This is a genomic window from Mucilaginibacter puniceus, from assembly GCF_054783175.1.
On sequence record NZ_BAAGRB010000001.1, the window covers coordinates 176024 to 188628 of the forward strand.

At 40.7% G+C, this 12605-nt stretch carries 9 protein-coding genes; 3 read left to right on the forward strand and 6 right to left on the reverse strand.

Annotated elements, in window-relative coordinates; all coding sequences use genetic code 11:
• Positions 1-23: 23 nt before the first annotated feature.
• Complete coding sequence (locus ACYVJ6_RS00825; protein ID WP_460692150.1) at positions 24-638, forward strand: phosphatase PAP2 family protein; 615 nt, start codon at positions 24-26, stop codon at positions 636-638.
• On the opposite strand, the gene ACYVJ6_RS00830 is transcribed toward ACYVJ6_RS00825, so the two are convergent.
• Entirely contained in the window at positions 635-1396 is a 762-nt protein-coding gene (locus ACYVJ6_RS00830) for a hypothetical protein (protein WP_460692151.1), read from the reverse strand. The two genes, ACYVJ6_RS00825 and ACYVJ6_RS00830, sit on opposite strands and share 4 nt — an antisense overlap.
• A gap of 188 nt (positions 1397-1584) precedes the next feature.
• Positions 1585-4050, reverse strand: coding sequence for a glycoside hydrolase family 95 protein (locus tag ACYVJ6_RS00835; RefSeq protein WP_460692152.1), 2466 nt, complete (start codon positions 4048-4050; stop codon positions 1585-1587).
• Positions 4051-4294: 244 nt separating this feature from the next.
• Here ACYVJ6_RS00835 and ACYVJ6_RS00840 point away from each other — a divergent pair, with 244 nt between their 5' ends.
• Positions 4295-5338 carry a metallophosphoesterase gene (locus tag ACYVJ6_RS00840; RefSeq protein ID WP_460692153.1) on the forward strand — a complete coding sequence of 348 codons (1044 nt, stop codon included), beginning with the start codon at positions 4295-4297 and terminating at the stop codon, positions 5336-5338.
• 89 nt (positions 5339-5427) lie between these two features.
• Here ACYVJ6_RS00840 and ACYVJ6_RS00845 read toward each other — a convergent pair whose 3' ends face one another.
• Together ACYVJ6_RS00845 and ACYVJ6_RS00850 are read right to left on the reverse strand one after the other, a co-directional pair.
• Entirely contained in the window at positions 5428-6876 is a 1449-nt protein-coding gene (locus tag ACYVJ6_RS00845; protein ID WP_460692154.1) for a family 43 glycosylhydrolase, read from the reverse strand.
• 37 nt (positions 6877-6913) lie between these two features.
• Entirely contained in the window at positions 6914-7711 is a 798-nt protein-coding gene (locus tag ACYVJ6_RS00850) for a hypothetical protein (protein ID WP_460692155.1), read from the reverse strand.
• Between the two features lie 167 nt (positions 7712-7878).
• Here ACYVJ6_RS00850 and ACYVJ6_RS00855 point away from each other — a divergent pair, with 167 nt between their 5' ends.
• A complete protein-coding gene (locus ACYVJ6_RS00855; protein WP_460692156.1) occupies positions 7879-9756 on the forward strand; it encodes an acyltransferase family protein in 1878 nt (625 codons plus the stop codon).
• 12 nt (positions 9757-9768) lie between these two features.
• On the opposite strand, the gene ACYVJ6_RS00860 is transcribed toward ACYVJ6_RS00855, so the two are convergent.
• Together ACYVJ6_RS00860 and ACYVJ6_RS00865 are read right to left on the reverse strand one after the other, a co-directional pair.
• Complete coding sequence (locus tag ACYVJ6_RS00860) at positions 9769-10659, reverse strand: mechanosensitive ion channel family protein (protein ID WP_460692157.1); 891 nt, start codon at positions 10657-10659, stop codon at positions 9769-9771.
• An 11-nt stretch (positions 10660-10670) separates the two neighbouring features.
• Positions 10671-12416: an APC family permease gene (locus ACYVJ6_RS00865; protein WP_460692158.1), complete on the reverse strand. Its 1746-nt coding sequence runs from the start codon at positions 12414-12416 to the stop codon at positions 10671-10673.
• Positions 12417-12605 lie beyond the last annotated feature (189 nt).

The window sequence follows — 12605 nt, forward strand, 5'->3', positions numbered from 1 at the left end:
ACATTTCTTTATTGCATGTCAATATGATAAAGAGATTATTTATTTGCCTAATACTATTAACAGGTATTTATAAAGTTAGCGCCCAGAGTTTAGATATAAGGCTGCTTCAACAAATTAACGGTCCTATTTCACCAGCTGATCAAACTTGGCGGAATATTACAAATAGCGCCTATATAGTTGATACATCAATACCTGTAGGAATGCTGATAACCGGTTTGGCCACACATAATGACCAGCTTACTGAAAATGCTTTAAAAACCGGGAGCGCGATATTATTAACCGCAGGTTTTAATGCGACTATCAAAAGCCTTACAAATCGCCAGAGGCCATATTTGGCATATCCTGATCTTATTACAGGTAAAGCCAATTTAAGTGATAATTCCTTTCCATCGGGGCATACCTCAATGGCTTTTGCAACAGCTACTTCTTTAAGTTTATCTTTCCCAAAATGGTATGTGATCATACCCTCGTATACTTATGCAGCCGCTATCGGCTATTCACGAATGTACTTAGGTGTACACTATCCAACGGATGTACTTGCCGGTGCTTTACTAGGTACGGGTACAGCTTTCTTAACCTGGAAGCTGCAAAAAATTTTATTTAAGAAAAATAAAAAAGTGTTTGTTGCCCCTAATTAAAACCGTCGGCCTAAAATCAATTTTACAATAGCTTTATCGGTACTACTTGTAAAGCCATAACCTATACCGGAATTAAATTCCCAAGCCGGTCCAAAGTTAATATCGGTTGCGGCAAATAATTGATGCTCCTGCTGCTGAAAGGAATCATAGTGAAAAAATGGTCCGGTACTACCATAGTACTCCAACCCTATCGCTACCATATTACTAACGTTATAACTCCCTTTTACATTGGGCGAAAATATAAAGCCCCGGTTTTCATCAGGGCCGGAAAAACTCTTTTCGATAGTTGGGTTTACGGCAACATAGAATTTATTCCAGGTTTTATCTACTATAGGCCTTATTTCTACCGAAGCTGTATTAGCGTCGAAGGCGCTTTTTTGAAAACCAAATTCAGTTGATATACTAACTCCAATAGGCCAGTTCCAGCTGGCTGGCGCCGCAACCCGGGGCCTAATGTGCGAACCAACGTATGCTGTACGCCCGTCGTTGCCTATGGAGTTGAAAATATAAAAGCCTGTTTCAAACCAATTTGTCCAGCCATGGGTTATTTCAATAGTTTCATGTATAGCGTGGTTGGTAGGTAACTCTGGCCCTGAACTGGTGGTACTGCCACTAATAGTGTAATTACTATGTAGTTCAAACATAGTAAGTCCCTTTTTCATGGTGGGAGAGGCGTATACCTGTATTTCGTAATTACTTTGGGCAAATAAACTGAACGTAAAAAGTGACAGGATAGATAAAAACGATATTTTTTTCATTCAAATAAATTGAGAGGATAAAATTTTCATGTTAAGTTGTAAACCAACTTTGTATAAATTCTGGAGATAACGATATCGTTACAATTCAGAAAATTCCACTACCCGCCAATTTTCATAATACATAATAATTGCAACAAAAAAAGCCCGCAGATCAATGATCGCGGGCTTTTTTTGTTTGGTAAAAGCGGTTATTGCGCCACAAATGTATAAGTTTTACCTGCTGTTGTTGGCAGATCATAAAGTATGGTTTCCTGTATATTTACTGGAGCGATAGGTGCTTTTTCTGATATGATCGGTGCAGGCGTTTCCTGCACATAGTAAAATGCGTTAGGGTTTTTGCCTGTTGCTTTTTTCAAAGCTGTTCCGGCAGTTACCTTGATGGCGTTAGGCACCCTTAATCTCAAATTACCACCTAAGGTAGATTTGATAACCGCTTTTACCAATTTTGAATTTTTCCACTCCATGCTCACAATTTCAAAACCGCCTATGGCGCGCAATCCGGTAATAGTTCCGTTTTGCCAAACATCCGGTAACGCGGGTATTAAATGCACAGCACCATCTGCACTTTGCATTAGCATTTCGGTAATGCCCGAGGTGCAGCCAAAGTTGCCATCAATTTGAAATGGCGGGTGGGCATCAAACAAATTGTTATAGGTACCACCGCTTCCACGGCCGCCCGAGCCTACCGGTGTAAGCTGATTTTGAATTAGTTTATAAGCATGGTTACCATCCAGCATCCTTGCCCACCAGTTAACTTTCCAGCCCATGCTCCAACCGGTAGATACGTCACCACGTTCTGCCAGCGTAGTTTTAGCAGCACTGTATAATTGCGGTGTGCGGTATGGCGATATCTGGTTTGACGGGAATAAACCATATAAGTGAGAAATATGGCGGTGATTATCTTTTGGATCATCCACATCATCCAGCCACTCCTGCAACTGGCCATACTGACCAATATGCATAGGTGCCAGGCGGCTTCTTATTTGCTTTAGGGTATCCACAAAGGCAGCATCTTTTTTAAGTACCTGTGCCGCTTGTATGGTAGAGGTCAATAATTCAAAAACTATTTGATTGGTCATGGTAACACCTGCATCCACTGCCGAGTTTTGGTGTGCTTTTGCAGGGTTTTCCGGCGATTCATCAGGAGCAACAACCAGCCAATGATATTTGGGATGTTCTACTAAATAATCTACATAAAACAATGACGCGCCTTTCATTACCGGGTAAATAGAAGCAAGAAACGTTTTATCACCACTGTATAGATAATGCTGCCAAAGGTGCTGGCTGGTCCAGCCGCCGGTTCCGTTCCATAAACCATAGGTTGCACCGTCAATAGCGCCTGTAGCGCGCCATATATCGGTATTATGATGCGCCACCCAACCACGGGCGCCATACATATCTTTTGCGGTTTGTTGCCCTGCTACAGACATGTCTTTAACCATTTGTATAAATGGTTCATGCATTTCGGCCAGGTTGGTTTTTTCGGCAGGCCAATAGTTCATTTCGGCATTAATATTAACCGTGTATTTGCTATCCCATGATGGGTTGATCTTGTCGTTCCATATACCTTGCAGGTTGGCTGCTTGTCCACCCGGCTGAGAAGAAGAAATTAACAAATATCGGCCAAACTGGTAATAAAGTGCTACAAACGATGGGTCATTGTCTGTAGTGAAGTTTTTTAACCTTTCATCTGTTGGCAGGTTGGCTGTCGTATTATTAACGCCCAGGTTTAATTTTACCCGGTTAAAATACTTTTGATAAGCGGCTACATGAGCCGGTAACATAGTAGCAAATGATTTTGGAAAAGCTTTGTTCAAATAGTCCATAGCCCTTTTATTTTCATCACCGCTTATGTCGTGGTAATTATTAAAGTTGGTGGCGATAGAAATATAGATGGTTACAGCATTTGCATTTTTAATGGTCAATGAAGTATCATTCGCAGTAAAAATACCGCCCTCGGGCTTCATACGCACAATGCCTTTATATTTCACCATACCTTTAACTGTTTCATGATCAGAAGTAACACCGAAAATGGTTAACTCTTTAGCTGCAGTTGTTTTAATGGTTGCTCTTTTTTGTGGCGTAGTAAACGAAGCGTTAAAAGAAATTTTGCCCGGCTTGCTGGCCGTTAAACGCATAACCACAACGCGGTCCGGAAACGATGCAATGGCCTCGCGGGTATAGGTTACATCATCAACGGTATAAGTTGTTTTTGTTATGGCTTTTTCAATATCCAGTTCCCTTGAATAATTGGTGTAATTATCATGACCATCAAAAGCCAGTTGCAGGCTTCCCACCGGTTCAAATTTTTGGCCATGAGATAGTTTAGTAATGATGGCTTTGCCGGCAGTTCTCTCGGCATCTTTTTGTTTGCCGGCAAATATCAATTGGCGTATTTTGGCTAACGAATCTATTGCCATTGGGTTATCATTACGGTTAGGGCTGCCGCTCCAAACCGTATGCTCATTAAGCTGGATAGTTTCTTTAGGCACATTTCCGTAGATCATGGCACCCAGTCTGCCATTTCCAATGGGCAAAGCGTTTTCCCATGTTCTGCCCGAAGGGGTTTTATACCAAAGTTTCATGCCCGGCTTTGTTTGCGCAAAGCTGGTTGTAACTGCAAATAATAGATAGACGAATACGAGTTTTTTCATTTCGTTATAGGTTTATTGGTTGGTATCAGGCATTGGTTAAATGCTGAATATGGTTTATACTTAAATCTTGTGTGCCAAATTACTTATTTTTTCTGCCATTTTTATTATGGAAACTTAACATATAAGTATGGATTATTATCATTGGGGCCTAAGCGCAAAATCGTGTGGAACAGTTAACAATAATCTCTATCTTAGATATTAATCGACAGAATGCTATGTTATATAAGTTTATCAATTATATGCCATGAAATATAGTAACCGCCTATTATTATCTGCTGTATTGTTTACCGGCTCAATGGCAGTAAGCATAAATGCCGGCGCTGCCCCATTACCATATAAACCTATGGTTTTTGTTGACACAGTAAATGCTGTGGTAAAGCAGGGCGATTTTTCAATTGCTGTTTTGCCTGACACGCAATTTTATGTGGCACAGGCTCAGTTGGGGGGTACTTTTGATATGTTTAAGGCACAGATAGAGTGGATCAGAAAAAACCAGGTTAAAGAGAATATAGCTTATGTGGCCCATATGGGCGATATTACCGAACATGGCGACAACCCGGTAACCGAAGCCTCCGAATGGTATATGGCCAAAACGGCACTTTATGGGTTGGAGTTTCCCGTTAGCATTCCATACGGACTGACAATTGGCAACCACGATCAGTTTCCTGAGCAATATCCAATAAAGGGGACTACCAAGGGATATAACAAATATTTTGGAGTTAAACATTTTGAAGGAAGGCCTTATTACGGCGGACATTATGGCGATAATAACGACAGCCACTTTGATAAATTTACAGCCGGAGGAGTAGATTTTATAGTACTATTTTTGGAGTTTGATTCGCATAACGAAGATCAAACAAATTTGTATGCCTGGGCAAACAAGGTGCTAAAGGAAAATGCATCCCGCAAGGCAATTGTTGTAAGCCATTCCATCCTCAACACCAATCCTGTTAAGGGCAGCAATACGCCGCAGGCACCTTTTAATACACAAGGTAAAGCTATTTATGAAAGCCTTAAAGACAACCCCAATTTGTTTATGATGTTATGCGGGCATGTTGGCAATAACGGAGAGGGTTATCGTACTGATGTGTTTAATGGCAATACCGTGAAAACATTTTTAAATGATTACCAGGGCAGGCCAAACGGGGGTAATGGCTTAATGCGTCTTTACAAATTCTCTGTAAAAAACAATCAGATCAGCGTACGTACCTTTTCTCCGTATGCTAAGGTTAATGAAACAGATGCCGATAGCCAGTTCACCGTTCCATTATTTGAGTCGATAAAATAATTCTAAGTGCTACAATGCTAGTCGATTTTACAAAACAAAAGCCGGTAAATCAAATGATCTACCGGCTTTTTTTAGCTTACCAATATTGTTTACTGCAACTTAAAATTCCATTTAGAATTGTCGCTATCCATATTAAATTTAGCCAGTGTAGGCGTACTGTCTCCAGACGATACCAGCGCTAATTTCTCCTTTGAGTTGGGTACAACCTTAGGCATTATGCGGAAGGTGCCATCGGTTAACTGGTCAATTCGCCATAGTTGTTCAGGTGCTCCGGTAAATTGCGGCACTGTTGTAACTTCGGCATCTGCTGTTGCTGTTAATGCCCTTTCTGTTCCGGCTATTACAATTTTATAATACGGGCCGCCTAAATATCCGCTTGAGTCCGGCGCTGGTGTAACGCTCCATCGTTGATGCGGGCGCGATATATATTCATTTAATCTTGGAGCAATGTCGCCGGTAGGCCATCCTTTAATGGCATCGGCTAATTGCATTAACGGCGCAGGTTTAATAGGGGCATTGCCGCCGCCGCCACCAAAGCCGCCACCGGCACCTGGCATAGATACCCAGTCAACTGCTAATTCTAATCCAAAACCTCTTCTTTCTGATTGAATGGCATAAGTTCCGGGTTTGATGACCTCACCCATTATTGGCCAGCCATTTTTCCAAACTATTGGCCTTACTCCTAATGTGCTACGGCCACCCATGTCCATATCAGCTTCCCAGTGGAACGACATTTTATCAACGCCTTTGTCCATACCCATTATACGCCCAAAATGGCCCGGGCCTATTAAGTTGCCGTCGCTTGTAGCTACTGCTCTGCCGCCACCTTCTAACATACTTCTGCCTACATTATCCATATATGGTCCGGTTATGGTTTTTGAACGGCCAACTACAATGTTGTAGGTTGAATTTGGTCCCGCGCAGCATGTAGCATGCGTGCCCAAAAGGTAATACCAGCCTTCGTGATACATCATGGCAGACGCCTCGCAGGTAATGGCCACATTAACCGGTTTATTACCCACCACGCGTTTGCCTGTTTTAGGGTCAAGCTCAACCAAACGGATAAAGCCATAATAGGTGCCATAAGTCAACCACAGTTTCCCGGTAGTAGGGTCAAGCATCAGGCTGGGGTCAATAGCGTCGTTATCCTCATAGCCATCTGATGTAGCTACTATAACCGGTTCGGTATATTTAAAATCAGGTGATTTTGGATCAAGGGTTTTGTTCCACATGCTGTAAATAATTCCTTTGTAATCCCTGCCGCCACCGGTGGCTCCGTATACTACCAAAAACCGGTCGCCAATTTTCATGGCATCAGGGGCTGCACCACCACCGGGACGCACAGCGCCACTGGTCCATTTCCAGCCATCATCAGACATTATACCACCGCCACCTGTGCCAAATGAATAATATTTTCCGTTGTCTTCAACAACGGTTGATGGATCATGAATAAATGGCCGCCCAATTTGTGCTATTAAGGTTTGTGTTATCGATGCTACTAAAAAAGCAGTCAGACCGATCAATTTCTTTATTTTCATATAGATCTGTTCAGATATATTTAAGTCGATTAATACATTATTCGTAACTGAGGGTATAGTTTTTTACCGGTGCACCATTTTCATCTAAAAACCTTGCGCAAAAGTTACTCATGCCCTGTCCGTTTAAAACTGCCGCACGAACGATGTTCTTGCCTTTTTTTAGCGTTAAACGGTGTGATGTAGCCAAATCAGCTATTACATCCTTATCGCCCGGAATTACTAAAACTTCCTTGCCGTTTACCCAAAAAACACCCGCGGAATTTACTCCGGCAGCTAATCGTACGTTTTTGATGTCTTCGGTACAATTGACTACGGTAACTAACCAAAACAGCACACCGTTTCGCGTGGTGTTGGTGGCGTAGCTAAAATGTCTTAAATTAAAGTTGAATGTTTTGCTGTCTAAAGCGTGCCACTTTAGTTCCTGCGTGCCAATTTTTACTGTCGATCCATTTTTAGGAATGGCATTATAATCTGTCGAAAAATTATCAGCGGCAAGTTGGGCCTTCAAATAGCTTGCAGTCATTGTAGTATTGCTGCGGTTATTTTTAACAGGTTCCAATATCAGCCAGCGCTGAATAAAACCTTTGGCATCAGGCGCTTTTTTAACAGCGGTTGCTGGCGTAAAGCTTTTGGTTAAGGTATGTGTAGTATCCCCCGCCAGTGGTATTGGAGGCAACCCTGGCCCACGTCCACCACCCGGTCCTCCTGCACGAGGAGGGCCTCCTGCGCCCGGAGCCCCACCCGGACCCTGCCCGAAAGCATTAATGGCACCTAATTGTAATCCTAATAAAACTACAAAAGCCATAATTGGCAATAAGTATTTGTTTCTGTTCATAAAAGGTTGGTTTGTAATGGTTATTGGTTGAGATACAGTTTACTATGTTGTAAATCTATAAAAACTAAGTTAAAAAGAAAGAGCTAATTAGTTAAAATCTATACCTTCGGGATTAATGAGTAATAGGTTAAAGGCAGCCAGCCTAAAACCTTATCTGAGCAAAATTTATGAGCCAAACTGCCCATCTAAAATTCAGGTATGATATAAATGCGTTAAGAGCAGTGGCTGTTATCGGGGTGCTGTTTTTTCATTATAAAGTCTCTTTTTTCGATGGCGGCTTTGCAGGTGTTGATGTTTTCTTTGTTATATCGGGGTACTTGATGAGTAAAATAATTATTAACGGCATTAACCGCAATAATTTTACCTTATTAGAATTTTACGGGCGAAGGCTTAAAAGAATTGTTCCGGCCCTGATAGTTTTGATCCTGGCGTTAACACTTGTTGGCTTTTTTATTTATTTCCCGGTTAATTATCAGCTTAATGAGCAAAATGCCGCCGCAAGCATTTTGTTTATTTCAAACTTTGTATACTGGCAAAGCGCCGGTTATTTTGCAGAAGCATCTGATACCAACATATTACTGCACACCTGGTCCTTATCTGTCGAGTGGCAGTTTTACCTCGTCTATCCTGTAATTTTACTGTTCGCCGGTAAATCCCTTAAAAGTAAGGCCCAATACATTTATGCTTTTATTGTAGTTATAGTATTAAGCTGTACGGCAGCAATATATTATACTACTATTGATAAAGATGGGTCGTTTTTTCTACTCCATAGCCGTGCCTGGGAAATGATGATTGGCGGCCTGGCTTTTTTGGGCGAGGATTTGGTAAAAGGCATCAATGTAACTATACGCAGGCTGACGGCAGTTACAGGTTATATAGTGATATTCGCATCTTTTTATTTCCTAAACAGCAACATGGCCTGGCCCGGCTTGCACACCATTATTCCGGTATTGGCAGCATTTATAATCATTGCCGCAAATTGTAATGAGTTTAAGATGTTAAAGTTTGGCATTGTGCAGGGTATAGGTAAAATGTCCTATTCGCTTTATTTATGGCATTGGCCGGTTTATGTAATTGCACAGTATCTTGGTTTTTCGTTAAATAATACCGTCGTTATTACATTAACAACAATAGCTATCGTGTTAGGCTATTTATCTTATAGATATGTTGAGTCAATAAATTTTACCAGTAACAAGCCTATACTTGCCGGTGCGCTTGGCTTGGCAATAACTACCGGTTTTTTAGCTTATTTTGATATTAATAAAATGGCATTTAAGCATGATGCCGTTATGGTGTCGGGATACACAAAAAGGCATCCAGAAGGCACTAAACTAAGCACAAACGGATGTTTTTTAACCACACGTAATAAAGCGCTAAGCGAGTATAATGAAGAAGGCTGCCTTAGTATAAAGCCTGATGGTAAGAATTTTATATTGATAGGTGATAGTCATTCAGCAGATATATCAGAGCCATTTAGGAGGTATTTTAAGGATAAAAATGTGAATATAATGGTAGCCACTGCCAGCGGATGCTACCCATTTGTTAATGAAAAAGGTGGTAGCAAAGTTTGTTTAGCATTGGTTGACCACGTTTTAAAAAAGTTTATAGTACAAAACGCAGGCCGAATTGACGGGGTGATTATCAGCGCTAACTGGGTTAAAACAAAGCCTTCCAATAGAGAGAAATTGGAAAAAGATCTGCGGGCTACTATTGATTACCTGGAAGAAAATAAGTTAAAGGTTATTGTTATTGGTCAAAGCGAAGCTTACACCATAACTTACCCTGCATTAAAAGCTAAAGAAATACAATTTAACACCAGGCTTACCAACCGCTATTTGCGTGGACAATGCTATGTGGTAAATAATTTTTTGAAAGATAAGTTTAAACCTTATTATATTGATATCATCAACAAAAACTCGTTTCCTGCACTTGGGCCCGACTACGCCCCTTATATCTTTGATAAGGACCATTTTACCCCTTACGGCGGTGAATTGGCGATCAACAAAATATTAGCTGATTCACTTGGTAAGTCATTTTTTAATTGAGGCATTACAACGTTAAAGTTGAGTAGCGTTTTTAGTATCCATTAACGAAACACCGCCCTTAATGCCAAAGTCAAGCGTCCTGATGGGGAACGGTATTGTTATGTCATTTTCGTCATAAGCTTTTTTGATACGCATGATGGCCTGGCTCTGTACTTCTAAAAAATTAATTTGTTCGGTTGTGCAAACCCATAACCTGATAACATAATTAATAGAACTGTCGCCAAAGGCGGTATAAAACATAGTGATCTCATCATCGTCAGATAAGCCCTCAATATTTTTTACAGCTTCAAGTGTTACCTCTTTTACCTTTTCCAAGTCATCACCATATGATATCCCAACGGTAAGGTCCATGCGTCTCTTACCTAATAGGGAGTAATTTTCAATAGGATTTTGAAAAACATCTCTGTTTGGAATAATCACCATTTGGCCCTGGTAGGTGCGTATAACGGTATCGCGTAAATTTATCTCCTCTACCTTGCCCATATAGTCTTTTATTTTTACGATATCGCCTACAGCTAAAGGGCTTCGCACCGACAAAAAAATACCCGACATGAAATTAGCGGCAATATCCTGGAAGGCAAATGCCAATGCTAATCCTAATATACCCGCGCCGGCTAAAATTGAGGTAACGGCTTTATCTAACTGCAGTACACTTAAAGCGATAAAAATAACTATGCCAAGTAAGAATATATATACCAACGATCCGAAAAGGTTGTCAAGTGTTTTATTAGCAACAAAACGCCTGAACAATCGCTTTAAAACATTACTTATTGATTTGGCTGCGTAGAAACCAAGCACCAGAATTAATGCAGCCAATGCAATATTAGGCAACATTTTAATGAGGTCCTTTACCCAAACAGTAAGTTTATCAACTATTAAATCATAAGCGTTATTAATATCCATAATGTTTTAAATTACATGATCAGGCGTACACCGCCAAGTTCTGAAACATGATAGGGGAACTTATTGCTGGGTGCCCCGATGAACATAAAGTTTTTGGGGATACCCCACTCAAGAGAAAGTTTTTCTACAATTTCAGGGCCGAAACGCCCCTCAATTTCGACAAAGTCAATATCAATATCGGGATATGCCCTGTCCAGCACTTCGATGTCTTTTTTTAAATTTTCATTATTGCTGTCTTCATTAGCAATATGCACAATTTTTAATTTTTTAGTAGCCTCGTTATCCTCTACGTAAATCATCACCCGGTTAAGGATAGCTACATTATCGCCCCGCGTAAAAAAAACAAGCTCCTGCGAGTATAAGTTTACCAATGCCCGGCGCAGTTTTATTTTACTAAAAATAAACGGTTTAAGGGGCTCTTTTAAATAGGTGATGGTATAGATCAACCACCTTAATACGCGCGACCTGTTTAGCATAATGATGATGAATAACATGGCGGGTATTAGGTATTTGATGAAAACATAAAACGCTTGTACGTTCAGTTTCATATTACCTAAAAAAGCAGCAACAACAAATAAAACGGCTGCAATAACTGATAGCACGGGCGCATATTCCGTTCGCGGAAGTTTATCTCTTTTAATTTTAAGCAACAGGTTCCCAAAACCAAATAAGGCCATTACTGTTAAAAAGGAAAAAGTGTAAACGCCTGCCAGGTTGGCCAGGTTACCTTTGGTAACTAATAGTATGGAAACGCAGAGTATGAAAAAACCGATCACAATACGGTAATTTACTCCACGGCGGTTTTTGGCCAGGAAAAAGTTTGGTAGTATACGGTCAAGTGTAATTCGCTCGGCAAGGCCGGTAACCCCTACATATGACGTTAATACCGCGCCGCTTAGTACCAATACCGCATCTACGGAAATAATATAACTTAACCAACTGCCGCCGGCGGTTTGGCCCATAAATGATAATAAAGACTCCTGGTGGTTATCAATAGTTGCCATGGGAATAATGCTCAATGCAAGCAAGGCAATAACAGGATTGAAAAAACTCACTACGCGCCACATATTGCGTAAGGTTTTAGGAAAAACCCCCAGCTTTTGCTCTTCGACGAAGTTTGCCGAACTTTCAAAACCCGAGATACCCAGCATGGCTGCCGAAAAACCCAGAAACAGGGCCATGATTATTCCGCCTGAACTTATCGGCATATGCCAGTTGGCTTGAAAAACAGCGAACCCATTATTGAATAAAAACCAGCAGCAGGTAAGCACCAGTAAGCTTAATGAAGCCAGGTGTGTTATAAATATAATCACTGCCACAATAGCCGACTCGCCAATGCCAATGATTGCTAACATCATAAAAATAGCAAGTATAATAATGGTGGCAGGTATAAGCGGTAAACTATGTACGATATCGTGAAAATAAAACATGGCTTCGTAAGCAGATATAACAGCAGTAGCCATATAGGATAATATAGTAAGGCAGGCCGCAAAAGATGCCGTGCGTTTGGAAGCGGTATTTAGGAGTACATTATAGGCACCACCGTTTAAAGGCAATGCGCCCACCACTTCACCATATATTTTGCGAAAAAGAAATAATACAAATGCAACTATCAATAGCGATATCCATGCATACTGGCCCGCATAAGCGATAGTAAGGGCCGATACGTACAGGCATGATGAACTGATATCGTTACCACAAATTGATGTTGCCTGTAATTCGCTGAGTTTATGGGTTGCAACGTGCAGTTTTTTCATGAACAGTTATATAGATGATTAGATTAGCGTAGTTTATAATTGCTAAAACTGGTATTCTTTTAATAACATTGGTTTTACCTAATGGTTTTTTTATTAGATGTGCATATACAAAGTATGCTATTGGCTCAACTTTTTTTAATGAAGGAGAGACCGCGGGGAATAATTACCAACTTTACGTTAAAATAAAAA